The organism is Aquipseudomonas guryensis (genome assembly GCF_014164785.1).
GTDB lineage: Bacteria > Pseudomonadota > Gammaproteobacteria > Pseudomonadales > Pseudomonadaceae > Aquipseudomonas > Aquipseudomonas guryensis.
Genome location: NZ_JACJFN010000006.1, coordinates 35175 through 59649 on the forward strand (window position 1 = coordinate 35175; position 24475 = coordinate 59649).

21 protein-coding genes and 1 pseudogene are annotated in these 24475 nt (G+C 63.4%); 12 read left to right on the forward strand and 10 right to left on the reverse strand.

The features are described 5' to 3' along the window. The first annotated feature begins 73 nt into the window (after positions 1-73). Together folE and H3H45_RS19360 are read left to right on the forward strand one after the other, a co-directional pair. Positions 74-619 carry a GTP cyclohydrolase I FolE gene (folE, locus tag H3H45_RS19355; RefSeq protein ID WP_182835338.1) on the forward strand — a complete coding sequence of 182 codons (546 nt, stop codon included), beginning with the start codon at positions 74-76 and terminating at the stop codon, positions 617-619. A gap of 133 nt (positions 620-752) precedes the next feature. Beyond that, the gene (locus H3H45_RS19360; RefSeq protein WP_182835339.1) at positions 753-1124 is read left to right on the forward strand and encodes a glutaredoxin family protein; all 372 of its coding nucleotides are present in this window, start codon (positions 753-755) and stop codon (positions 1122-1124) included. A gap of 39 nt (positions 1125-1163) precedes the next feature. Here the strand turns inward: H3H45_RS19360 and H3H45_RS19365 are convergent, their stop codons facing one another. Both H3H45_RS19365 and H3H45_RS19370 read right to left on the reverse strand, forming a co-directional pair. Then, a complete protein-coding gene (locus tag H3H45_RS19365; protein WP_182835340.1) occupies positions 1164-1766 on the reverse strand; it encodes a glutathione S-transferase family protein in 603 nt (200 codons plus the stop codon). A gap of 2 nt (positions 1767-1768) precedes the next feature. Beyond that, positions 1769-2947 (reverse strand): aminotransferase-like domain-containing protein, encoded by a 1179-nt coding sequence (locus H3H45_RS19370; RefSeq protein WP_182835341.1) that lies wholly within the window; start codon positions 2945-2947, stop codon positions 1769-1771. 83 nt (positions 2948-3030) lie between these two features. Between H3H45_RS19370 and H3H45_RS19375 the strand changes: the two genes are divergently transcribed. After that, the gene (locus H3H45_RS19375) at positions 3031-3486 is read left to right on the forward strand and encodes a MarR family winged helix-turn-helix transcriptional regulator (protein WP_182835342.1); all 456 of its coding nucleotides are present in this window, start codon (positions 3031-3033) and stop codon (positions 3484-3486) included. Here H3H45_RS19375 and H3H45_RS19380 read toward each other — a convergent pair whose 3' ends face one another. Next, on the reverse strand, positions 3487-4131 hold the full coding sequence (locus tag H3H45_RS19380) for a hypothetical protein (RefSeq protein ID WP_182835343.1): 645 nt from the start codon (positions 4129-4131) through the stop codon (positions 3487-3489). It lies immediately after the preceding gene. Between the two features lie 143 nt (positions 4132-4274). Between H3H45_RS19380 and H3H45_RS19385 the strand changes: the two genes are divergently transcribed. Both H3H45_RS19385 and H3H45_RS19390 read left to right on the forward strand, forming a co-directional pair. Beyond that, positions 4275-4886, forward strand: coding sequence for a LysE family translocator (locus H3H45_RS19385; RefSeq protein WP_182835344.1), 612 nt, complete (start codon positions 4275-4277; stop codon positions 4884-4886). Next, positions 4886-6076 carry a benzoate/H(+) symporter BenE family transporter gene (locus H3H45_RS19390; RefSeq protein WP_182835345.1) on the forward strand — a complete coding sequence of 397 codons (1191 nt, stop codon included), beginning with the start codon at positions 4886-4888 and terminating at the stop codon, positions 6074-6076. The genes H3H45_RS19385 and H3H45_RS19390 overlap by 1 nt, the downstream gene beginning before the upstream one ends. A 117-nt stretch (positions 6077-6193) precedes the next feature. On the opposite strand, the gene H3H45_RS19395 is transcribed toward H3H45_RS19390, so the two are convergent. From H3H45_RS19395 to H3H45_RS19410, 4 genes are all read right to left on the reverse strand, one after another. Further along, positions 6194-7090 carry a bile acid:sodium symporter family protein gene (locus tag H3H45_RS19395; protein WP_182835346.1) on the reverse strand — a complete coding sequence of 299 codons (897 nt, stop codon included), beginning with the start codon at positions 7088-7090 and terminating at the stop codon, positions 6194-6196. Positions 7091-7220: 130 nt separating this feature from the next. Continuing rightward, positions 7221-7982 (reverse strand): SDR family oxidoreductase, encoded by a 762-nt coding sequence (locus tag H3H45_RS19400; protein ID WP_182835347.1) that lies wholly within the window; start codon positions 7980-7982, stop codon positions 7221-7223. A gap of 150 nt (positions 7983-8132) precedes the next feature. After that, entirely contained in the window at positions 8133-8828 is a 696-nt protein-coding gene (gene pyrF / locus H3H45_RS19405; RefSeq protein WP_182835348.1) for an orotidine-5'-phosphate decarboxylase, read from the reverse strand. Between the two features lie 74 nt (positions 8829-8902). Further along, positions 8903-9637 (reverse strand): ZIP family metal transporter, encoded by a 735-nt coding sequence (locus H3H45_RS19410; protein ID WP_182835349.1) that lies wholly within the window; start codon positions 9635-9637, stop codon positions 8903-8905. 114 nt (positions 9638-9751) lie between these two features. Here H3H45_RS19410 and H3H45_RS19415 point away from each other — a divergent pair, with 114 nt between their 5' ends. The 7 genes and pseudogenes from H3H45_RS19415 to cobA all read left to right on the forward strand — a co-directional run bounded on the left by H3H45_RS19415 (position 9752) and on the right by cobA (position 19526). Next, positions 9752-10192 (forward strand): thioesterase family protein, encoded by a 441-nt coding sequence (locus H3H45_RS19415; protein WP_182835350.1) that lies wholly within the window; start codon positions 9752-9754, stop codon positions 10190-10192. 67 nt (positions 10193-10259) lie between these two features. After that, positions 10260-10739, forward strand: coding sequence for a cytochrome C (locus tag H3H45_RS19420; RefSeq protein ID WP_182835351.1), 480 nt, complete (start codon positions 10260-10262; stop codon positions 10737-10739). Positions 10740-11360: 621 nt separating this feature from the next. Next, the gene (locus H3H45_RS19425; RefSeq protein WP_182835352.1) at positions 11361-12572 is read left to right on the forward strand and encodes a nitrate/nitrite transporter; all 1212 of its coding nucleotides are present in this window, start codon (positions 11361-11363) and stop codon (positions 12570-12572) included. 196 nt (positions 12573-12768) lie between these two features. Then, positions 12769-14436, forward strand: a complete 1668-nt coding sequence (locus H3H45_RS19430; RefSeq protein WP_182835353.1) for a bifunctional protein-serine/threonine kinase/phosphatase — start codon at positions 12769-12771, stop codon at positions 14434-14436. A gap of 348 nt (positions 14437-14784) precedes the next feature. Then, a pseudogene (locus tag H3H45_RS19435) lies at positions 14785-15993 on the forward strand (NAD(P)/FAD-dependent oxidoreductase); the annotation flags it as partial. Positions 15994-16057: 64 nt separating this feature from the next. Then, positions 16058-18778 carry a nitrate reductase gene (locus H3H45_RS19440; protein ID WP_182835443.1) on the forward strand — a complete coding sequence of 907 codons (2721 nt, stop codon included), beginning with the start codon at positions 16058-16060 and terminating at the stop codon, positions 18776-18778. Positions 18779-18788: 10 nt separating this feature from the next. Continuing rightward, positions 18789-19526 carry a uroporphyrinogen-III C-methyltransferase gene (cobA, locus tag H3H45_RS19445; RefSeq protein WP_182835354.1) on the forward strand — a complete coding sequence of 246 codons (738 nt, stop codon included), beginning with the start codon at positions 18789-18791 and terminating at the stop codon, positions 19524-19526. A gap of 119 nt (positions 19527-19645) precedes the next feature. On the opposite strand, the gene H3H45_RS19450 is transcribed toward cobA, so the two are convergent. From H3H45_RS19450 to H3H45_RS19460, 3 genes are read right to left on the reverse strand one after another with little or no spacing between them, the layout of a single operon-like run. Beyond that, the gene (locus H3H45_RS19450) at positions 19646-20596 is read right to left on the reverse strand and encodes a PoNe immunity protein domain-containing protein (RefSeq protein ID WP_182835355.1); all 951 of its coding nucleotides are present in this window, start codon (positions 20594-20596) and stop codon (positions 19646-19648) included. Next, positions 20593-22164 carry a hypothetical protein gene (locus tag H3H45_RS19455; protein ID WP_182835356.1) on the reverse strand — a complete coding sequence of 524 codons (1572 nt, stop codon included), beginning with the start codon at positions 22162-22164 and terminating at the stop codon, positions 20593-20595. Before H3H45_RS19455 ends, H3H45_RS19450 begins: the two co-directional genes overlap by 4 nt. After that, positions 22161-24467: a type VI secretion system Vgr family protein gene (locus H3H45_RS19460; protein WP_182835357.1), complete on the reverse strand. Its 2307-nt coding sequence runs from the start codon at positions 24465-24467 to the stop codon at positions 22161-22163. The genes H3H45_RS19455 and H3H45_RS19460 overlap by 4 nt, the downstream gene beginning before the upstream one ends. Positions 24468-24475: the final 8 nt, after the last annotated feature.

A 24475-nucleotide genomic window follows, 5' to 3' on the forward strand; every position in this document is an offset into this window, starting at 1 on the left:
GCGTGCCCTTGCCAGCCACGCTGCGCCGCCCTACCCTGCGCCCCTGTGCATTTGCATCCCCACAGGAAGATCCATGTCCCTGGAACAGAATTACACCGCGATCCTCGGCCAGCTCGGCGAGGACGTGTCCCGCGAAGGCCTGCTCGACACCCCGAAACGTGCCGCCAAAGCCATGCAGTACCTCTGCAAGGGCTACCAGCAGACCCTCGAAGAAGTCACCAACGGCGCCCTGTTCAGCTCCGACAACAGCGAAATGGTGCTGGTGAAGAACATCGAGCTGTACTCGCTGTGCGAACACCATCTGCTGCCGTTCATCGGCAAGGCCCATGTGGCTTACATCCCCAGCGGCAAGGTGCTGGGCCTGTCCAAGGTGGCGCGCATCGTCGATATGTACGCTCGCCGCCTGCAGATCCAGGAGAACCTCAGTCGGCAGATCGCCGAGGCGATCCAGCAGGTCACCGGTGCCCTCGGCGTGGCCGTGGTCATCGAGGCGCAGCACATGTGCATGATGATGCGCGGCGTGGAGAAGCAGAATTCGTCGATGGTCACCTCGGTGATGCTCGGCGAATTCCGCGAGAACGCCGCCACCCGCAGCGAGTTCCTCAGCCTGATCGGCTGATTGCCGCTGCAACAAAAAACCGGCCCCAGGGCCGGTTTTTTATGGCGAGCTAATCGATATCCGGTACAGCCAAGCACGAGCAAGTCGGGTACCCTGCCGCCCCTTTCAGACACTCCTACAGGAATGACCGGCGATGCTTATCAAGGCACTGCGGATTGGCCTCGGCCAGATCATCATCTTCATCGATTTCATCACTCGCCCACGCAAACTCAAGCGCAGCGCAGAAGCCCAGGCCCAGGTCGAACGCGAAGCCGCCGGCCTGGCGCTGTATCAGTTTCATGCGTGCCCGTTCTGCGTGAAGACCCGCCGCAACCTGCACCGTCTGAACGTGCCGGTAGCACTGCGTGACGCCAAAAACGACGCCACTCACCGCCAAGAGCTGCTGGAACAAGGCGGCAAGATCCAGGTGCCGTGCCTGCGTATCGATGAGTCGGGCGAGAGCCGCTGGTTGTATGAGTCCAAGGCCATCAGCACCTACCTGAACGAGCGCTTCGCCGCGCAGTAAGCCTGTGGGGCAAGGCGCAACGCCCTGCCCCTAAGGGCGTCAGCCGAGCATGCTCACATGCTTGGGGTGGCTGGCAACCCGAGCCAGCCAGGCCTGCACCGCCGGATAGGCGCTGAGGTCGAAGCCCCCCTCGTGGGCCACGTGGGTGTAAGCGTACAGAGCGATGTCAGCGATGGTGTACTGCTCGCCGACCAGATAGGGCGTGCGGCTGAGCTGCTGCTCCATCACCTTGAGCGCCTTGTGGCCGCGCACCATGCACACCTTGAGTTCTTCCTCGCGCTCGGCCGGGCGCCCCTGGTACAGGTGGATGAAACGCGCCACCGCCACGTAGGGCTCATGGCTGTACTGCTCGAAGAACTGCCATTGCAGCATCTGCGTGCGCAGGCGTGGCTCGCTGGGGATGAACTCGCTGCCATCGGCGAGGAAATTGAGGATGGCATTCGACTCCCACAGGTAGGTGCCGTCTTCCAGCTCCAGCACCGGGATCTTGCCATTGGGGTTCTTGGCCAAAAACTCGGCGGTCTGGGTTTCACCCTTGAGGATGTCGATCGGCAGCCACTCGCACTCGCGGCCGAGCAAGTGCAGCATCAGTTTGACCTTGTAGCAGTTACCCGAGCGGTAATCGCCGTAGACCTTGAGCATGGCTACTTACTCCCCTGAGCTTCGCGGCTCCCTTGCGCTTCGCGAACCACGGCCGCCAGGCGGCGCAGGCCTTCGCCGAGTTTTTCCGGCGGTACGTGGCTGAAGTTCAGTCGCAGGTGACCGGGGTTGGCATCCGGCTCGACGAAGAACGGCTCGCCGGGCATGAATGCCACGTTCTGCGCCATCGCCGGCTGCAGCAGAGTACGGGTATCCAGCTTGTCCTTCAGCGTAAGCCAGAAGAATAGGCCACCCTGGGGAATCTCCCAGGTAGCCAGCTCGCCGAAGTGTTCCTCCAGCGCCACCTGCATGGCGTCGCGGCGCACACGGTAGAAGTCGCGGAGCTCGGCCAGGTGCGCGCGGTATTTGTCGGTACCCAGCCACTGCAGGGCCTGCCACTGACCGATGCGGTTGGTGTGCAGATCGGCCGCCTGCTTCAGGCGCAGCAGATGCGGGAACAGGTCCGGACTGGCGATCAGGAAGCCGACACGCAGCCCCGGCAGCAGGGTCTTGGACACGGTACCGGTGTAGATCCAGCTGGTGCGCTGCAGGCGGCTGACGATCGGCGTGGCGCTGCCGGCATCGAACACCAGCTCGCGGTACGGCTCGTCTTCAATCAGGGTGACGTTGAACTCGTCGAGCAGCGCCGCCACCGCGTCACGCTTGGCCTCGCTGTAGCGCACGGCAGACGGGTTCTGGAAGGTCGGAATCAGGTAGGCGAAGGCCGGCTTGTGCTGCTGCAGGCGCTGGCGCAGGGCTTCCAGCTCGGGGCCGTCGGCTTCCTGCGGTACGGTGATGCAGTCGGCGCCGAACAGCTGGAAGGACTGCAGCGCGGCCAGGTAGGTCGGCGCTTCCACCAGGATCTCGGTGCCCGGGTCGATAAACAGCTTGCTGGCCAGATCGAGGGTCTGCTGCGAACCGCAAACGATCAGCACCTGGCTGGCATCGCACTTCACCCCCAGCTTGTTGGCCTCGACTGCGATGGCCTCGCGCAGCGCCGGCTCGCCTTCGCTCATGCCGTATTGGCCCATGCTCGCCGGCATGTCGCTCCAGTCCACCTTGGGCAGCATCGGCTCGGCCGGCAGGCCACCGGCGAAGGACATCACCTCCGGACGCTGCGCCGCAGCAAGGATTTCGCGGATCAGGGAGCTTTTCAGGCGGGCAACACGTTCGGAGAAGGCCATGACAAATCACCGGTAGCAAAGGCGGGACAAATTGGGTCAAACTGATTGACCGAAACTACGCCGACTCGGACAGATACGTCAATATGCTTGACCTGAAAAAGCCGACCAGCCAGCAGGCCGCCATGGAAGCCTTCTTCTTCGGTTACCAGGCCTTCACCGCCAAACCGGATGAAATGCTCGCCCGCCGCGGGCTGTCACGGGTCCACCATCGCATTCTGTTCTTCATCGCCCGCTATCCGGGGCTGAGCATGAAGCAGCTGCTCGGCTACCTGGGCGTGAGCAAGCAGGCGTTGAACATTCCACTGCGTCAACTGCTGGAAATGCATTTGGTGGAAAGCCTGGCGGCGCCGGATGACAAACGCAAACGTCTGCTGGCGCTGACCGACGACGGCGCCAAGCTGGAGCAAGCGCTGCGCCGCGAGCAGGTGAAACTGCTCGAGCGCATGCTCGCAGAAGCCGGCGCCGATGCGGTGAGCAGCTGGTTGGCGGTCAACCAGCGGCTCGGCAACACCCGCCAGGTGCTGCTCGGCGAAGACTGATCAGCCCTGGGCAGGCTGCCCGCGTAATTCCTCGGCACCGCGGAAGAACACCAGCATCATGCACAGCGTGGCGCCCACCAGCGGCACAACGGCCAGCACCATCAGCAGGATGGTGGCCAGCAAACCGCCACCGACGATTTCCATCCAGGCCATCACGCGGAACACCGGATAGACGTCCTTGACCTGCAACAGCCTGATCCCCAGCCACAAAGTCACTCCGCCCAGCATGGCCAGCAAACCGAAGTAGACGAACATCGGCCAGCCGAACTGAGCCAGCTCGACATCGCCGAAAGCCAGGTCCAGCCCCTCCAGCACCAGCATAAAGATGACCGAAAGCCACACCGGCAGGGTTAGGCCGTGGGCATTGAAACGCTGCTCGGCAAAGCCTTTGAAGCGCAGCAGCACGTACGTGCCGAGCAAGACGGTGACCAGCCCAAGGGCCACCAAGCCCTGCTGCAAAGCGGCATCGGCTTGCTCGTCGACGACGAACACCAGCACCAGGTCCACCAAGGACGCAAGCAGCGACACCAGGCATAGCCAACCAAGCACCTGCAGTTGCCCTGCACTCCAGCCCTGCAGTTGTTGGGGGGCTTGTTGATCGACCAGCGCCACCTGTGGCGCGGCATAAGGGTTGTTTTGCTCCATACGACTTCCTGTGTCTGCAATGAAAGGAACAGTACCGTGCAGTTTCGACTCTGGCGAAAACTGTATCGCTCAAAGCATGCACCGCTGTACCGCGACGCTCAGCCTAACAGGGCATAGGCTGCCAGCAAGCCCGGAGTGTTGCCATGACTACTGAACTGTTGCTCGCCTTTATCGCCTTTGCCTTCGTCACCTCGGTTACCCCGGGGCCGAACAACATGATGCTGCTCGCCTCCGGGGTGAATTTCGGCGTGCGCCGTAGCGTGCCGCACATGCTCGGCATCAGCCTGGGTTTCATGATCCTGGTGATTGCCGTGGGTCTGGGACTTGGCCAGTTGTTTGAACAGTTTCCGCCGCTGTACAGCGCGCTGCGCTACGGTGGCGCGGCTTACTTGTTGTACCTGGCCTGGAAGATCGCCGGCGCCGGCGCACCGGATGCCGCCAGCGGCAACAGCAAGCCGTTCACTTTCCTGCAGGCCGCCGCCTTCCAGTGGGTCAACCCCAAGGCCTGGATCATGGCCATCGGCGCCATCACCACCTACACCCCGCATGAAGGTTTTCTGCTCAACGTGCTGTTGATCGCCACCCTGTTCGCCCTGGTCAACTGCCCGAGCGTCGGCCTGTGGACCGTGGCCGGCAGTTACCTGCGCCGCTGGTTGGAGACACCGCGCGTGCTGCGAGCCTTCAATATCGGCATGGCCCTGCTGCTGGTGGCCTCGCTCTACCCTATTCTTAGCGATTTCCAAGGACAGCTCTGATGACCCAGGCTCAACCCCTGCCCTTGCGCCCGCTGGCAGACAGCTCGCCATCGGCAGTCGTCGCCGGCTTCGTTGCCATGCTAACCGGCTACACCAGCTCGCTGGTGCTGATGTTCCAGGCCGGCCAGGCGGCCGGATTGAGTACTGCGCAGATTTCCTCCTGGCTGTGGGCCCTGTCGATCGGCATGGCGATCTGCACCATAGGCCTGTCGCTGCGCTACCGCGCACCGATCGTGGTGGCCTGGTCGACACCCGGCGCGGCGCTGCTGATCACCAGCCTGCCGGGGGTAACGTACCCGGAAGCCATCGGCGCCTTTGTCGTCTGCGCCCTGCTGCTCAGCCTGCTGGGCCTGTCCGGCGCCTTCGAGCGGGTCATGCGCCACCTGCCGGCCTCGCTGGCCGCAGCGCTGCTGGCCGGCATCCTGTTCCGCATCGGCAGCGAAATCTTTATCGCCGCGCAAAGCAACAGCCTGCTGGTGCTGGCCATGTTCTTCACCTTTCTGCTCGGCAAGCGCCTGCTGCCGCGTTATGCGGTGCCGGCGGCGCTGCTGGTCGGCGCAAGCGTGGCCGGTGTGCTGGGCCTGCTGGATTTCAGCCAGTTCGAGTGGCAAGTGGCAGTGCCGGTGTGGACCACACCGAGCTTCTCCTTCAGCGCGGTGATCAGCATCGGCATTCCGCTGTTCGTGGTGGCCATGGCCTCGCAGAACATCCCCGGGATTGCCGTACTGCGCGCCGATGGCTATGACGTTCCACCTTCGCCACTGATCTCCACCACCGGCATCGCCTCGCTGCTGCTGGCGCCATTCGGCTCCCATGGCATCAACCTGGCGGCCATCAGTGCGGCGATCTGCACCGGCGCCGAAGCCCACGAGGATCGGCACAAGCGCTACACCGCGGCGCTCTGGTGTGGGGTGTTCTATGGCGTCGCCGGGATATTCGCGGCGACTCTGGCCGCGCTGTTCGCCGCGTTACCGGCCGCCCTGGTGCTGTCCATCGCCGCCCTGGCCCTGCTCGGCTCCATCGGCAACGGCCTGGCCCAGGCCATGCAGAACCCTGGCGAGCGTGACGCCGCGCTGATCACCTTCATGGTCACCGCCTCGGGCATGACCCTCCTCGGTATCGGCTCGGCCTTCTGGGGTTTGATTGGCGGCGCGCTGACCCTGCTGATCCTCAACTGGCGCAAAACGTAGCCTGGATCTAATCCGGGGGTGGTGTCGCCAGCAGTCCCGGATTGCATCCGGACTAGAAGCGTACTTCCAGCAAACAAAAAGCCCGGGCATGCCCGGGCTTTCTCGTGGCGCAGCGTATCAGGCGGCCTCGGCTTCCTCGCGGGCCAGCTCCTTGCCGTGGGCGAAGTTGACCCACCAGCCGAAGGCTGCAGCCGTGAAGAACATGATGAAGCTGTAGATCGCCGCCGGAATGGCCATGGTCGCGTTGTTCAGCAGCATCGGACTGAGCGCGAGGGCAATCGCCAGGGTGCCGTTGTGGATGCCGATTTCCATGCCGATGGCCACCGCCTGGCGCCGCGGTAGCTGCATCAGGCGGGGCACGCCGTACCCCACCGCCAGGCTGATCAGATTGAACAGCAGCGCTGCCAGGCCAACCACCGGGGCGTAGTCCACCACCGTCTGCCAGTCCTTGATGAAAGCCAGCACCACCACCAGCACCAGGAACAGCGCGGAAATGATCTTCACCGGCTTCTCCATGGCGTTGGCAAAGCCGGGCGCCAGACGGCGAACCACCATGCCGATGGCCACCGGACCGAGCACGATGGCGAACACCTGGACCACTTTGGCGAACTGCAGCGGCAGGGCCTGATCGGCCTCCATGAAGTACGCCAGCGACAGGTTGACGATGAACGGCATGGTCAGGATGGCCACCACCGAGTTCACCGCGGTCAAGGTCACGTTCAGCGCCACGTCGCCATGGGCCAGGTGACTGTAGAGATTGGCCGAGGTACCGCCGGGCGAAGCCGCCAGCAGCATCAGGCCTACCGCCAGCGCCGGTGCCAGACCGAAGCCCTTGGCAATGAAGAAGCACACCAGCGGCAACAGAAGCAGCTGGCAGCCCAGGCCGATCAGTACCGGTTTGGGAAACTTCACCACCCGGGCAAAGTCCGCCAGGGTCAGCGAGAGGCCCAGCCCGAGCATGATGATGCCCAGAGCGATGGGTAGGAACAGGGTATTCAAGGCACTTGCGGTCATTCTTGTTGTTCTCCGAAACGAGTCGGCCGATTCTTCACGACTACCAGCACTCTTGTAACTGGCTTTGCGCGCCAAGGGGCGGTGCTGCTGTTACATAATGCAAAAAAGGCGCCTTGCGGCGCCCTCTGGTTCAGATTGCGGTAGCCCCACCATCCACCGTCAGCGAGTGGCCGGTGGTGAAGCCTGCCCCGTCACAGCAGAGGTAGAGCACCGCAGTGGCGACTTCCTCTACGCGACCGATGCGCCCGACCGGGTGCATGGCGGCGACGAACTCGGCTTTCTTCGGATCGGTTTCAGCTGCGCGGCGGAACATGTCGGTGTCGATCACCGCCGGGCATACGGCGTTGACGCGCACTTTCTTCTTCGCGTACTCGACCGCAGCCGACTTGGTCAGGCCGATCACCGCGTGCTTGGAGGCGGCATAGATGCTCATCTTCGGCGCCGCCCCGAGGCCGGCCACCGAGGCGGTGTTGACGATCGCACCACCACCCTGGGCCAGCAGCAGCGGGATCTGGTGCTTCATGCACAGCCACACACCTTTGACGTTGACACCCATGATGGCGTCGAACTCGGCTTCGCTGCCTTCGGCAAGCTTGCCCTTCTCGATTTCGATGCCGGCGTTGTTAAAGGCGTAGTCCAGGCGGCCATAGGCGGCCAGGGTGCGTTCCATGAGGACCTTGACCTCGGCTTCGCGGGTCACGTCGCAGCGTACGAACAGCGCATCGCCACCGGCTTCGCGGATCAGCTGTACCGTGCCTTCGCCACCGGCCACGTCGACATCGGAAACCACCACCTGCAGGCCTTCGCCCGCAAAGGCCAGGGCAGTGGCACGGCCGATGCCGGCGGCACCACCGGTTACGAGAGCTACTTTGCCGGAAAAGGTCATGCTCATGTCTGTGTCCTCGCAGGGAGTTGGGAATGAGCGCAGTCTAGCCAGCCGCCCGCGTCACGAGCAGCACTATCAGGGTGCCGTGTAAAAGACTATCCATCCGAATGATGAAGACCCTGAGGCCTCCATCATCGATATGGATTAATCTTGCAGTTAATTGAGTTCGCCGACGATCTCGGCCAGGGCCTTGGCCGGGTTGCTGGCCTGGCTGATCGGACGACCGATCACCAGGTAGTCGGAGCCGGCCTGGAGTGCATCGGCCGGGGTGAGGATGCGCCGCTGATCATCGGCCGCACTGCCCGCCGGGCGGATACCCGGGGTCACCAGTTGCAGGCCCGGTTGCGCAGCCTTGAGGGCCGGCGCCTCCTGGGCCGAGCAGACCAGGCCGTCCATGCCGGCCTGGGCAGCCAGGCCAGCCAGGCGCAGGACCTGCTCCTGCGGGGCAATATCCAGGCCGATGCCGGCCAGGTCGTCCTGCTCCATGCTGGTCAGTACGGTCACCCCGATCAGCAGCGGCTTGGTGCCACTGAGTTTGTCCAGCTCGTTACGGCAGGCCGCCATCATGCGCAGGCCGCCGGAGCAGTGCACGTTGACCATCCACACGCCCAGCTCGGCGGCGGCCTTGACCGCCATCGCCGTGGTGTTGGGGATGTCGTGGAATTTCAGGTCGAGGAACACCTCGAAACCTTTGGCCTGCAGGGTTTCCACCACCGCCGGACCGCTGCGGGTGAACAGCTCCTTGCCCACCTTGACTCGGCACAGCTGGGGATCGAGCTGATCGGCCAGGGCCAGCGCGGCGTCACGGGAAGGAAAGTCGAGGGCAACGATGATCGGGGTCTGGCAGGACATGGCGGGCTCACAAGCAAGTCGAAAACGCCGCGCATTGTAGCGAAAGCAGGCGCCGGCGTCAGAACTGCTGCCCGCTAGCCTGCTAGCGCCAGGGCGGTCATGAAACCGGCCAGGGTGATCAGCCCGGTCAGCGCATGGGTACTGGCAAAGGCCTCGGGAATCAGCGTATCGACCAGCATGCACAGCACCGCACCGGCAGAAAAACCCAAAGCAAAGGCCAGCCACATCGGCGCCACACCGGCAAACAGGCCCGGCCCGGCCATCGCCGCTAGTCCGGACAACAGCACGATGCTGCCCCACAGGCCAAACACATAGCTCTTGCTGTGCCCTTCCGCGCGCAAGCCCACGGCACTGGCCAGACCTTCCGGCAGGTTGGCCAGGAAGATCGCCACCAGCAGCACCAGGCTCACTGAACCACCACCGAGCAGACCCAGACCGAGGCCAAGCGACTCGGGAATGCCATCGAGAAAGGCGCCGGCGGCGATCAGCAGACCGAGCATCGAGGTACGTCGCCCGACCTTCTGCCGGTGGCGCCGCTCAACGCGATCCAGCCAGGCGTTGGCCAGGACGAAGACCACACCGCCACACAGTAGGCCGAGCAGGGTCGGTGTGCGGCCACCCAGGCGCAGCGCCTCGGGGATCTGCTCGAAGCACAGCGCGGCGATCAGCACGCCGCTGCCATACGCCATGATCGACGCCACGACCTTGCTCGGCAGGCGCAAAAACACCCCGAGCAGCGCGCCAAGTAGCAGGCTGCTGGCCGCTAGTAGCCCCCACAGGCCGGCCTGCAGCGTTACGTTCCAGTCCATGTCCACTCCATCCGTTTGTCCGCAGCCTAGTCGCTGCCCATTCAACACAGCAATGCTTCCGCACCGGCACACCGCAGTTAGACTGTGCGCCCTCCTCCCGCACAGGCAGCAGTCATGGCCCGTCTCAAGCTCGATTTTTCCCAGCAGCAGTTCTGCTACAGCACCCATATGACCGTGCGCAGCACCGACATCAATGCCAGCAATCACCTGGGCAACGACTCGATGATCTCGATGATTTCCGAAGCACGGGCGCGCTTTCTGTTCGATTTCGGCATCCGCGAAGCGGCCGAGGCGGACGGCATCATCGTCACCGACCTGGCCACCATGTACCGCGCCGAATCCCATGCCCGCGACCAACTGCTGTTTGAAGTCGGGGTGATGGACTTCAACCGCTACGGCGGCGACATCATCTTCCGCATTACCCGTCCGGCCGATAACACGCTAATCGCCCTGGCCAAATCCGGCTTCGTGTTCTTCGACTACCGCCTCGGCAAGGTGGCGGCAATGCCAGCTGATTTCCGCGCCAAGTTCCCTGCGGTCAACTGGCTGGACTGAGGCTGGCGCCAGTTCTAGGGTTAACCACGGATTGCCCAATAAGAGGCATTAACCGAGGAGCCCTGATATGCGCATACGTCATCCCCTTCAACCCCTGCTGCTGGCCAGCCTGGCAGCCCTGCCCATGGCCAGCCAGGCCGAACCTTCCATCGAGCGTGGCCGTTACCTGGTACAGGTGGCCGGCTGCAACGATTGCCATACCGCCGGCTATATCATGGCCCCGGACCAGGTACCGGAAAGCGCCTGGCTGCTGGGCGACAGCCTGGGCTGGAGCGGGCCTTGGGGCGTTACCTACGCCAGCAACCTGCGCCTGGTACTGCCCAAATTGACCGAAGACCAGTGGCTGCAGCTAGCGCGCAATGCCAACTACCGCCCGCCCATGCCCAACCATGCGCTGCGCATCATGGAAGAAGACGATCTGCGCAGCATTCACCGCTTCGCCAAACAACTCGGTGAAGCCGGCCAGCCGGCACCCGCCGCGTTGCCGCCCGGACAAGCCGCTCAAGGCCCGGTGGTGCAGTTCCCGCAACCGCCTACACAACCTTGAGTGATGCGCATCAATACAGTGCGAAACCGGCTATTTGCGCACCGTATTGAGCCGCCCATATCGCCCGACTGCGCTGCACAGGCCGCACAACTTGCCAATAGGCACATTGGCCCGGCTCTTGCTGTAGTACTGCCATAGGCATCCAAAGGCGGTTGCCCCAGATACGACAAAGGCGTCGCACTACCCCGCTAACTAGCGATCAGGTGGTGCGGCGCTTTTTGCGTTTCAGCCCCAACGCATGGGGTGGGTCGACGGGCCGCGATCCGGACGTCGACCGGTAACTCTCTCAGAACCTGTTTACGATTTTCTGGACTAGAGCCAGACAAGGCACAACGACCAACGGGAGTAACAGCCGGAAGGCTGGCCCGAAGGGTGAGCGCTAGCGAATCAAGCAGCCGAGAAAGCGCAGTTTACGAGCTGTAAATGAGCATTTCGAGGCTGCTTTTAACGCGGGATGGCCGACGGCCAGGAGATCGTAAATAGGTACTCAATCTGGCTGTGGCTTCGGCCGCAGGGTTGGGCGCCACAAGCGCCTGGCTCCCCCGGCAACTGCAGGCGACGTGCCCACGATCACGGCAACCTGCAGCCTGCCGGGACTCTCTTTTGCTGACGAGGTGTTGGATGAATACAAGTTTCTGGAAAGCCGGCCACGCACCGACGCTGTTCGCCGCATTCCTCTATTTCGACCTGAGCTTCATGGTCTGGTACGTGCTCGGCCCGATGGGTGTGCAGATTGCCACCGACCTGGGCCTGACCACCCAGCAACGCGCCATGATGGTGGCCACGCCGATCCTGGCGGGTGCCGTACTGCGCTTCCTGATGGGCCTGCTGGCTGACCGCACATCGCCAAAGACCGCCGGCCTGATTGGCCAGGTCATTGTCATCGCCGCCCTCGCAGTGGCCTGGCTGCACGGCATCCATAGCTACGAGCAAGCCCTGCTGCTCGGTCTGTTCCTCGGCTTCGCCGGTGCTTCCTTCGCCGTCGCCCTGCCGCTGGCTTCGCAGTGGTATCCGCCGCAGCACCAGGGCAAGGCCATGGGCATCGCCGGCGCCGGCAACTCCGGCACCGTGCTCGCCGCCCTGTTCGCCCCTGGCCTGGCCGCCATGTTCGGCTGGAGCAACGTGTTCGGCCTGGCCCTGATCCCGCTGGTGCTGACGCTGATCATCTTCGCCACGGTAGCGCGCAACGCCCCGGAACGTCCGCCGGTGAAATCCATGGCCGACTACCTCAAGGCCCTGGGCGACCGCGACAGCTGGTGGTTCATGTTCTTCTACAGCGTGACCTTCGGCGGCTTCCTCGGCCTGGCCAGCACCCTGCCCGGCTACTTCCATGACCAGTACGGCTTCGACCCAGTCAAGGCTGGCTACTACACCGCCGCCTGCGTATTCGCCGGCAGCCTGATGCGTCCGCTCGGCGGCGCCCTGGCCGACCGCATCGGCGGCATCCGCTCGCTGCTGGTGATGTACACCTGCGCCTCGATCTGCATCGCCGCCGTCGGCTTCAACCTGCCCAGCTCGCTGGCCGCCCTGGCCCTGTTCGTGGTCGCCATGCTCAGCCTGGGTGCCGGCAACGGCGCGGTGTTCCAGCTGGTGCCGCAACGCTTTCGCAAGGAAATCGGCGTGATGACCGGTTTGATCGGCATGGCCGGCGGCATCGGTGGCTTCTGTCTGACCGCCGGGCTCGGCGCGATCAAGCAGTCCACTGGTTCCTACCAGCTCGGCCTGTGGCTGTTCGCCAGCCTGGGCATCCTGGCCTGGGTCGGCCTGTACGGCGTCAAGCTGCGCTGGCGCACTACCTGGGGCAGCGCAGCAGTAACTGCCGCCCGCGTATAACCCTGTGCCCGGTGCCGGGCTCACTGCCCGGCGCCACACAGGTCGGTTGCGACAAAGGCGGGGCGACCACAGACTCCCCGCACTGGTCAGGAAAGGTGGAGTGGCAACACTCCAGGGCGTCTAGGTGGCTCGGCCTTTGTCTCAACCGACTTGAATCCTCGGGCGCCTCAGGGCGCTCTTCGCACGAGAGAGCCCGATGGCCCTGCAACTCAGCTTCGGCGAAGCCACAGCAACCGGCCCCCGTGCCGAAAACCAGGACGCTATCCGGGTAGTCACGCCGGCGCCCGCGCTGGCGGCGAGCAAGGGTTTCCTGTTCGCCCTGGCCGATGGCGTCAGTCAATGCGCCGATGGCGGCCTGGCCGCCCGCGCCACTTTGCAGGCCCTGGCACTCGACTACTACGCCACCCCGGAAACCTGGGCCGTGGCGCAATCGCTGGATCGCCTGCTGGTCGCCCATAATCGCTGGCTGCAGGCCAACGGTGGCGGCCAGCCGCTGCTGACCACCCTCACCGCCTTGGTACTGCGCGGCCGCCGCTTCACCCTGGCGCATGTCGGCGACTGCCGGGCCTATCGTTGCCTGGACGGACAGATCGAACGCCTCAGCGAAGACCATGTCTGGGAACAGCCGGGCATGCAGCATGTGCTCAAGCGCGCCATGGGTCTGGATCAGCACCTGGTGGTGGATTACCTGGAAGGTGAACTGCGCGAAGGCGAACGCTTCCTGCTGGTCAGCGACGGTGTCTGGTCGACCCTCGGTGACCAGGGCATCCACAGCATGCTCAAGGACGAGAGCGACCCGGCTGCGGCCTGCCGCGCCCTGGTCAGCGCCGCCCATCTGGCCGGCAGCCAGGACAATGCTAGCGCCGTGCTGGTGCAGGTACAGAATCTGCCGGACAACGACCTGGCCGACACCCTGGCCCAGCTCAAGCACTGGCCGCTGCCGCCGCGCCTGCGCGAGGGGCAGAGCTTCGAAGGCTGGCAGGTCGAACGCCTGCTTGCCGAATCGCGCCAGTCGTTGGTCTACCGCGTGCGTGACAACCAGGCCCGGCGCTGGCTGCTGAAAACTCTGCCGGCCAGCCGCCATGACGAAGAACAGGCCGGCCCCGCCCTGCTCCTTGAGGAATGGTTCCTGCGCCGTGTGGCCGGACGCAACTTCGCCGAAGCCCACCCGCTGCCGCAGCGCCAACATCTTTACTACGTACAGCGCGAGCACCAGGGCCAGACCCTGGCCGAACACCTTCGCCTGTCCGGCCCGTTGGGCTTGCCGGAGTGGCTGGAGCTGGCGCCACGCCTGCTCAAGGCCCTCGGCATGCTGCACCGACGCAACCTGCTGCACCGCGACATCAAGCCGGAAAACCTGCTGTGGTGCGACGACGGCGAGCTGCGCGTGCTGGATTTCGGCCTGGCCTACTGCCCGGGCCTGTCCCGCGACGAGGCCCACGCCCTGCCCGGCACGCCCAGCTATATCGCCCCCGAAGCCTTCTCCGGCGGCAAACCCAGCGCGCAACAGGATATCTACGCCGCCGGCGTGACCCTCTATTACCTGCTCACCGGACACTACCCCTACGGCGAGATCGAGGCCTTCCAGCACCCGCGCTTCGGCAAGCCGACCGCGCCCAGCCGCTACCGGCCGGATATCCCGACCTGGCTCGACGACTGCCTGCTGCGTGCAGTGGCAGTCAACCCCGCAGAGCGCTTCGAAACCGCCGAGGAATGGCTGCTGGCCCTGGAACAGGGCGAACGCCAGACCCTCAGCCTGCGCCCGCGTCCATTGCTGGAGCGCGAGCCGCTCAAGGTCTGGCGCACGGTGGCACTGGTCTCGCTGCTGCTGAATCTGGGTTTGCTGGTGCTGTTGCTGAAATAAGCCAACGCACCACAACAGCGCGACTTGCTTTATAGGGGTGCGCCAGAGGCGCCCAGAGTCCCCGAAAAATCACTGGAAGCCCCTGAAAATCAGATATCTACAGAGTTGGCATGCTGCCTGCTTTAGAGAGATCGACAGTACATAAAAGCACTGCCTTCAACGTAGAAGGCGCTGCTTCCCGACAGATCGGGGCAGGACAAAGGCGTCCTCGCTAGGCAACTAGCGGGACGCCTTTTTTGTTTTATGGCTTGCCATCCCTGGCAGCCACTTTTCAAGTCGTCGCGGAGCGACGCTAAAAACTGCTCCCGACAGTTTTTTCTCGTGATTTCTACGCAGGAGATGGCCGGCATGAAAAAACTCAAGCTGGTAATGGTTGGCAACGGTATGGCCGGCGTGCGGACGCTGGAGGAGCTGCTCAAGCTCGCTCCCGACCTCTACGACATCACCGTGTTCGGGGCCGAGCCGCACCCGAACTACAACCGCATCCTGCTCTCGCCAGTATTGGCCGGCGAACAGAGCTTCGAGGAAATCGTCCTCAATGGCCTCGACTGGTACCTCGACAACAACATCGAGCTGCGCCTGGGACGCAAGGTGGTCAGCATCGACCGCAAGAAGCGCGTAGTTACCGCCGACGACGGCAGCACGGCCGAATACGACCGCCTGATCCTGGCCACCGGCTCCAATCCCTTCATCCTGCCGGTGCCGGGCAACCGCCTGGAAGGCGTGATCGCCTACCGCGACATCGCCGACACCGAGAAAATGATGGAAACCGCTCGCACCCACAGCCATGCCGTGGTCATCGGTGGCGGCCTGCTCGGCCTGGAGGCGGCCAACGGCCTGCGCCAGCGCGGCATGGACGTGACCGTGGTGCACCTCTCCGAGTGGTTGCTCGAGCGGCAACTGGACAAGACCGCCGGCAAGCTGCTGCAACAGGCTCTGGAGGCCCGCGGCATCCACTTCCGCCTGAGCGAGCAGACCGAGGAGCTGCAGGACTACGGCAACGGCCGCGTCTGCGCCGTGCAGTTCAAGAGCGGTGACGTGATCCCCGCCGACCTGGTGGTGATGGCCGCCGGCATCCGTCCCAACACCGAACTGGCCGAGAAGAGCGGCATCCCGTGCAACCGCGGCATCCTGGTCGACGACTGCCTGCAAACCTACGACCCACGCATCTATGCGGTCGGCGAGTGCGCCAATCACCGTGGCATCGCCTACGGCCTGGTCGCCCCGCTGTTCGAACAGGCCAAGGTCTGCGCCAATCACCTGGCCATGCTCGGCACCGCGCGTTACCAGGGCTCGGTGACCTCGACCAAGCTCAAGGTGACCGGCATCGACCTGTTCTCCGCCGGCGACTTCATGGGCGCCGAAGGCACCGAGACCATCACCCTCTCCGACCCCATCGGCAGCGTGTACAAGAAGCTGGTGATCAAGGACGACGTGCTGGTCGGTGGCTGCCTGTACGGCGACACCCTGGACGGCGGCTGGTACTTCCAGCAGATCTGCGGCGCAGCCGATATCAGCCAGGTGCGCGATCACCTGATGTTCGGCCAGGCCAGTATCGATGCGGCAAACGCCAGCGCAGCCAAGGATACCGCCCGTGCCTGACCTCAGCCTGCAACCCATCATGGCTCCGGCCACCCAGCACACCGCCGCCACCTGCTGCTACTGCGGCGTCGGCTGCGGCGTGCTGATCGAGCATGACGGCGAGAAGATCCTCGGCGTCCAGGGCGACCCGAATCACCCCGCCAACTTTGGCAAACTGTGCAGCAAGGGCTCGACCCTGCACCTGACCGGTGACCTCGATGCCCGCGCGCTCTACCCCGAGCTGCGCCTGGGCAAGGGCCTGGCCCGCTCGCGCACGGACTGGGACAGCGCCCTGGATCACGCCGCCAATGTATTCGCCGAGACCATCCGCGAGCACGGCCCGGACAGCGTGGCCTTCTACATCTCCGGCCAGCTGCTGACCGAGGACTACTACGCCTTCAACAAGCTGGCCCGTGCCCTGGTCGGCACCAACAACATCGACAGCAACTCGCGCCTGTGCATGTCCTCGGCCGTGGTCGGTTACAAGCGCAGCCTGGGTGCCGACGCCCCGCCGTGCAACTACGAGGACATCGAGCAGGCCGACTGCCTGCTGATCGCCGGCAGCAACATGGCCTACGCCCACCCGATCCTGTTCCGCCGACTGGAAGCGGCCAAGGCCGCACGCCCGGAGATGAAGATCATCGTCGTCGACCCACGGCGCACCGACACCTGTGACCTGGCCGACCTGCACCTGGCGATCCTGCCGGGCACCGATGTGGCGCTGTTCCACGGCATCCTGCACATCCTCATGTGGGAAGGCTGGGTCGACCACGCCTACATCACCGCCCACACCGAAGGCTTCGAGGCCCTGAAGAGCCTGGTACGCGAATTTACCCCGACAGCCGTCGCCGATATCTGCGGCATTGCCCAGGCCGACCTGCTGCGCGCCGCCGAGCTGATCGGCAAATCGCCGGCGTTCCTCTCGCTGTGGTGCATGGGCCTCAACCAGTCCAGCGCAGGCAGCGCCAAGAACAGCGCGCTGATCAACCTGCACCTGGCCACCGGGCAGATCGGCAAGGTCGGCGCCGGCCCGTTCTCCCTCACTGGCCAACCGAATGCCATGGGCGGCCGCGAGACCGGCAGCCTGAGCAACCTGCTGCCGGGCCACCGCGAGGCCGGCAACCCCGAGCACCGCGCCGAAGTCGCCCGCTACTGGGGCGTCGACAGCCTGCCGGACAGCCCTGGCCTGACCGCCGTCGAGCTGTTCGAGGCGGTGCGCGTCGGCCAGATCAAAGCCCTGTGGATCGCCTGCACCAACCCGGCCCAATCGCTGCCGGACCAGCAGAAAATCCATGAGGCCCTGGCCACCTGCCCCTTCGTGGTGGTGCAGGAAGCCTTCTTCACCACCGAAACCTGCCACTACGCCGACCTTCTGCTCCCGGCCGCCAGCTGGGGCGAAAAAGAAGGCAGCGTGACCAACTCCGAGCGGCGCATTACCCATGTGCGCCGCGCCGTGCCAGCGCCCGCAGAGGCGCGGCCGGATTGGGCGATCACCTGTGATTTCGCCCGTCGTCTGGAACAACTGCTCCGCCCCGGCCTGCCCAGCCTGTTCACCTTCCTCAGCAGCGAAGCGCTGTTCGAGGAATACAAACACCTGACCAGCAATCGCGACCTCGACCTGTCCGGTCTGAGCTACGCGATCCTGGATAACCAAGGTCCGCAACAATGGCCCTTCCCGGCCGGCGCCCAGCAGGGCACCGCGCGGCTGTACGAGAATGGCCACTTTCCTACCGCCAGCGGGCGCGCGCAGTTCGTTGCCGACCCGTACTGCGCGGGCAAGGAGAAGCGCGATACGCGCTATCCGCTACTGCTCAACACCGGCCGCCTGCGTGACCAATGGCACGGCATGAGCCGCACCGGCACCGCCGCGCGCCTGTTCGGCCACGCCGAGGAGGCCGTGCTCAGCCTGCACCCGGATGAACTGCGCCGACGCAGCCTGCAGACTGGCGAACTGGTCACCTTGCGCAGCCGCCGCGGCGAGCTGAGCCTGCCGGTACAGGCCGACGAAAACGTGCGCCCCGGCCAGGCCTACCTGCCGATGCACTGGGGCAATCGCTTCCTCAAGGGTCTGGGCACCAACGTGCTGACCCAGCCGGCCTTCGACCCGCTGTCCAAACAGCCGGAGCTCAAGCTCAGCGGTGTCGAAGTGAGCAAGGCCGAGCTGCCCTGGCAGTTCTTCGCCCTGGTCGAAGGCGACGTGCAGCACCGCTTCCAGGCGCTGCGCCCGCTGTTCGAGTCCTTCACCTACGCCAGCCTGACCCTCACTGGCCGCGAGCGCCCGGCCCTGCTGATCAAGGCCGCCAGCGGTGAGGCGCCGCCCGCCGAATTGCTGGCACAGATCGACGCCCTGCTGGCGGTCGACGCTGGCCCGGTGCTGGCCTACGACGATCCACGGCGCACTGTGGGCAAGCGCGTGCGCATCGAGGACGGGCGCATCGTCAGCATCCGCTTGGCCGGCGAAACCGCCGCCCGCGACTGGCTGAAAGGCCTGTGGAACGACGGCCAGGCCGACGCCGACCTGCGCCGCTGGCTGCTCGCCCCGCTGTCCACCCCGCCTGGCAGCGACGGCAAGAAGCTCAGCAAGACCCTTTGCAACTGCCTGAACGTCAGCCAGGACGCGGTGTGCGCCGGCATCGCCCGCGGCCTAGACCTGAACGGCCTCAAGCAGGAGCTGAAATGCGGCACCAGCTGCGGCTCCTGCGTACCGGAAATCAAACGTCTGCTGGCGACCCACGTCGTGCCAGCAGTAGCGACTGCCTGAGGAGATGACCATGAGCGCAAAAGTCTGGCTGGTAGGCGCAGGCCCTGGTGATCCGGACCTGCTGACCCTCAAGGCGGTGAAAGCCCTCAACCAGGCCGAGATCGTGATGATCGACGACCTGGTCAACCCGGCCGTGCTGGAGCACTGCCCGGATGCGCGCATCGTCCCGGTGGGCAAGCGCGGCGGCTGCCGTTCCACTCCGCAGGCCTTCATCCACCGCCTGATGCTGCGCTACGCGCGCCAGGGCAAGTGCGTGGTGCGCCTGAAAGGCGGCGACCCGTGCATCTTTGGCCGGGGTAGCGAAGAAGCCGACTGGCTAGCCGAGCACGGCATCGAAGTGGAAATGGTCAACGGCATCACCGCCGGCCTGGCCGGTGCCACCAACTGCGGCATCCCCCTGACCCTGCGCGGCGTGGCCCGCGGCGTGACCCTGGTCACCGCCCACACCCAGGACGACAGCAGCCTCAACTGGCCGGCCCTGGCGCAGAGCGGCACCACCCTGGTGGTGTACATGGGTGTGGCCAAGCTGCCGGACATCCGTGAAAGCCTGCTGGCCGGCGGCATGCGCGCCGACATGCCGGTGGCGATGATCGAGAACGCCTCGCTGCCCCACCAGCGCGAGTGCCGCAGCAGCCTGGCGAGCATGCAACAGGACGCCCACGACTTTCAGCTCAAGAGCCCGGCGATCCTGGTGATCGGTGAAGTGGCCGCGCAGCAACAGATTCACGCTTTGGCAGAGATTGCCTAATCCCCTTCGCTCCTGCGGAGAAATGCTTTGCCCGGCCTTTTGGCCGGGCATTTTTTTTGCGCAGATCCCAGGGTAGAGAGTGCTCCTTGGCCAGGTTGGGAGTGGCGAAAAGAACCCACTCACTCAGCGCTGGCCCAATACCAGACGGTAGCCCCCCAAGACGATCCCTTGAACTCCGGCATGGTCTCGCCCTGGGTGAAATGACGCCGCGAGTTGTGCTGGGCCGGGCTGAACCAGTAACCGGTTTGGGGGCAGGACTGGCCTGCGTGCACCGGGCCAGGGGTATTGTGCTTGGGTGTGTTGTTGCGCGCATAGGCGACCAGATCCTTGGGGTAGACCATATGGTCGATCTGGCTGTCATCGATATTGTAAAGATAGGCGATGGCACCAGCCTCGAAGGCCCAATAGCCAACATAGCTACCCTCATCGCCGTCTATGTCTAGATGACTGTCATGCCAATTGGTCTGAAGATCAGCAAAGGCCGAATACCACTGATTGCAGTACTGCTTCAGTAGAGCGGATGCTTCTTCTGGCGTAGGGGCATAAATGGCCTGGATCAGTGGCGTATAGAGATCGTGATACCACTCGTCTAGGTCAGAGCGATTGGGGAGCACCTTGCGCAACAGGTCTTCATAAAGGGTGTCATCACGAGCGTATCCGGCGTTGTCCAGCAGGGCGACGAAACGCTGTAACAGGTCTGTGCGATGCAGCAGGATGCACAAACTTATCACCTGCACACACTCTTCATATTCCCCTGGCCAGTCGTCGATGGCCAATGGCGATATATCAGGTATCTGCTCCTGGACTGCCAGGGCATGCTGATAAGTCTCGTAATCCTTGATCAGCTGCTCCAAACGTGTGGGCAGGGCCTCAATAGGATCGCCAGCGGTATAGCAGATAAACAAGCCATCCAAGGTCGCATCTTTAAAGTGCGCTGCACGCAGGGCTAGCTCTTGCTCCGGGGTGTCGGACTCCATTTTCCGGTTCGCCCAGCGATCAGGCGTTTCATCAAAGAAGGTAATGGCTGCCCGGTAGTAAGATTCGGTGATGAAGGGTTGGCGCCTATTCATACAGAGGCCTTTTCGAGTTGCAGAGTGGGCTGCTCGCCATACTTCTTGGCCAGAGCGGTTTTTCGCTTATTTACGGCGATACGAATCTCTTCTTCCCCATAGTGGAAAGCCTGATGATCGCTGTGGCTTTTTTCTGAGTGATTCTTCAGTCGTGCCTCGGCGTGCTTGCTGGGGCTTTGGCTGGGGTGATAAAGGGGGGTATAGAAGAGATGACGGCTATAAGAGCTCAATATACTGTCGCGGAGCACGCGGTTATTTAGAGATTTCAGGTTGTTCCTGATCCAGTCGCGACTCATTTGCACCAAAATTCGGCTTTTCTTGCTGGTGCTGGTTGAGTCGGCCGTTTTTCCCGCGCCCCCTGTTTTCCCACTGGCTTTGCTTTTCTTCTTTTCGGGGCTTTTCCCTGCTGTTGACTCTTCTTCTCGCGGCTCCAAGAGCTCGCTGGCGTCAGTGATGCCGGAAGTTCCCAGCTTTGAGGTGATGCTCGGCTTGCGTGTTGTGTTCGGCTTGCGCAGGAATTTTGGGGCATCTTCATTCTTGCTTGCTTTGGCCTCCACAATGGCAAAAAGCTTATTGTCGTTTTGATCTGGATCGGCACGCCAGATGGCATCTATTCCAGTACCGTTTGCCCCGTCGGTGAGTTTATAAAGTACATGTGGAGTTTTGGGGCTACCTCCCTTCGATAGCTTGCCCAGTTTGGTCGCGCTGGGTTTACCCTTTTGCCATCTGCCCTCGACGCCCTTGTCATGGCCGTCCCAGTCTTTTCCCCAACCCAGCTTATATGCGCAGATATAGTCGGCGATGTGTTCGCCGCTGACGCCGAGCCCTTCATTGCTTAGATCAGGCAGTGCCTGTTGCCCGAGTGTCGCATTGTCAGCTTTTTGGGCGGCGGTTCCGCGGCCACCGTCTTTACCTTCGGCGGCGACATTACGGTCTTTGCCTGCTGGTTTTTTCTGCTCTGCGGGGTTGCTGCTACCGGTGGCCGAAGCGGAGCTATTACGTTGCATTCGTTTCCATTTGTTCAAGCGTTTCTCAACGATGCCGACCATCATCGGCATCTGATCACGCGATGTAGCCAGTACGGTGAGCACGGCTGACTGGAGAAGTCTGGGGAGACTTTGAAAGGCCGAAGATCCCTTCACACCAGCAATAATTTCGTCGAGTTCGGATCGCAGTGCAGAGGCGTTGAAGATATCGGACAGCAACTCTTCGGGGCTGGTCTTAATACCGCACTCTGCCAGTACGAAGCGCAGAAGATCGAAGAGTACTGGAGCAAAGCGCTCGGGATCCTTGTTGACGATACGTAGGCTCTTTTTTACTCCGTCACCCGGACCTGGCACCCAACCTACAATGGCTAATAGCAGATCGAACTGGGCATCTTCCGTATGCGCAGGCGTATCGGCGTTATAGAGATGTACTGCTGATTCGATCGTGTCGTAGGCATCGACGGCCTGCCCCAAGAAAGGAACGGCCCCCAAGGCAATGCCTGCCGCCAGCTCTATCAATGCCTCTTCGTAGGCTGCCTGGCGCTCGAGTTCTTCCTTGCTTTTGGTTGTTGCCTTACTCATTCCAGCCTCCCTGCTGCTGCTTTGATCAAGTGCTGCAGATCCACATTGGCCGGATCTAGGCCAAGCTTGCGCAAATCATCGTTTATGTCTCGATCCGTGACCTGGAGGGTTTTGATGGAGCCTCTGGTATAGGGGCGAGGATCTTCTCCGTAATGAACTTTGGCGGGGCCTGGCGGCACATCCTCCAATCGAGCAAAGCCTCGCTTATCCAGTATCCCTTCACGTACCGACCCATCACTGAATTCGACACGGTAAGCAGCCTCTGGCACAGGTTCGAGATTCGGGTAGTGCAGGTTCAGTTCGAGCCAGGAGCTGTTTTTCTTGGCGCTTTCCAGCAGATTGCCCGCTTTGCTGGTATCGGCTTGCAGCATTGCTCCAGGCAGTAGGATGGCGATGCCGCTACCCACGCCCGGCGCCCCACCCGAGTTGATCTTGATCATCGCCCCGCTCAGGGTCACACCACCCGGATCGAGCTTGAGCCAGCTGCCGCCACCCTTGGCGGTGAGCTCCATGCCGGCCTCGATCACCACCTTGCTGCCGGCGTGGTAGTGGATTTCGTTGCCGGCCTCGGTGAACTGGGCCGAGCCCAGTTTGATGTGCTGAGTGCTTGCTACTGTGAGGTGGTCATTGCTGCGTGCCTCGACCTTGCGGTCTGCGTGGGTGATGCGGTGTTCCTCGGCCTTCAGTTCGGTGTAGCTGTTGGCCTCGACCGTGTCGTGGCGCTCGTGGCCGATGCGGATCCTCTGGTCGTTTTCGACGTTTTCGTCCCAGTCTTTCTGCGCGTGCAAGTAGATTTGTTCCTGGCCCTTGCGGTCCTCGAAGCGCAGTTCGTTGTAGCCGCCGCCACCGGGGGAGCTGAGGGTCTTGAACACGCTGCGGGTCTTGTTCGCCGGCAGGTCATAGGGCACCACGTGCTCGGCGTGGTACAGACAGCCGGTGAGCAGCGGTTGGTCGGGATCGCCTTCAAGGAAGGTGATCAGTACCTCCATGCCGACCCGCGGGATGGCGATGCCGCCGTAGCGGTCGCCGGCCCAGCTGCTGGCCACGCGCAGCCAGCAGCTGGTCTTGTCGTCGGCCTGGCCCTCGCGGTCCCAGTGGAACTGCACCTTCACCCGACCGTACTGGTCGCAGTGGATCTCCTCGCCTTTGGGGCCGGTGACCACGGCCGTCTGGCTGCCGAGCACTTTAGGCTTGGCATGTTGCAGGGCCGGGCGGAATGGATCGGCCCAGCGCGTGGCGCTGAAGCGATTTCGGTAGCCCTGCTGGAAATCCTCACCATCCAGCATCTGGCCGGCCCGGCTGCCACCGATGAAGTCAGTCACCGACTCTTCCAGCACCTGCGGCTGCTTGCCTTCGTGCCATACCTCACGTAGCAGCCACAGGTCATTCAATGCTGCGCTGGGGTGCTGCTGCAGGCTGAGGAAGTGGCCACAGGCCAGGTACGCATCGCTCTTGCCGTCGGCCTGGGTGTAGTCGCTGCGCAGGCGCTCCAGGGCGCGCTTGGCCAGATGTTTGCCGCGTTCGCGCTCAGTGAAGCGGCCGGGGAAATCGTAGACCTCCAGGCTGGGCTGGAAAGCGCTGCTCTGGGTGGCTTGCAGGGTCAGGCGCGGCTTCTCGAAATCGTAGTCGCGGTAGCTGGCCTGAGTACTGCGCGTGGCCAGGCGCACGTTGAACGCACGGACTACCGCATGTTCGGCTGCCAGGCCGCTGTCCTGCTGGTAGTTGAGCGGCGGCAGCTTGCGGAACACCGTCTGGTCGTCACCAAACACCAGTGCATGGACATTCGCGCTGTGCTGGAAGTGAAAGCTGATGCCCTCCTCTTCGCACAGGCGCTGAATGAAGTGCAGGTCGGATTCGTCGTACTGAGTGCAATAGTCGCGCGCGGGATAGACGCTGCCGAGCTGGAACTTGTAGGCGCCCTGTTGGATGCCGTGCTCCTCGAGCAGTTGCGCGATGATCTGCGGCACGCTCAGTTGCTGGAAGATGCGCTGGTTGTAGCGATGTTGCAGGTAGGCCAGCTGCGGTCTAAGGCTGATGTTGTAACGGGTCAGGCGCCTGCCGGAATCACCCTGTTCGATGGCGTAGACCAGGCCATGCACACCGCCTCCAGCGGGGCCGAAGGCGAGAAAGGCCGGCTGATTGAGCAGCGCTTGCAGATCCAGCTGCGAGTCCTGGCTGACCAGATCAATACTGAACTCATACGGCTGGTTGAGCTCCTCGCGGCCCTCGAACGCCAGTACCTGCAGGTCGCTGGCGATACCCTGAATGCTCAGGGAAATAAGCGTTTGATTGGCATCCCTCACGCCTTAAC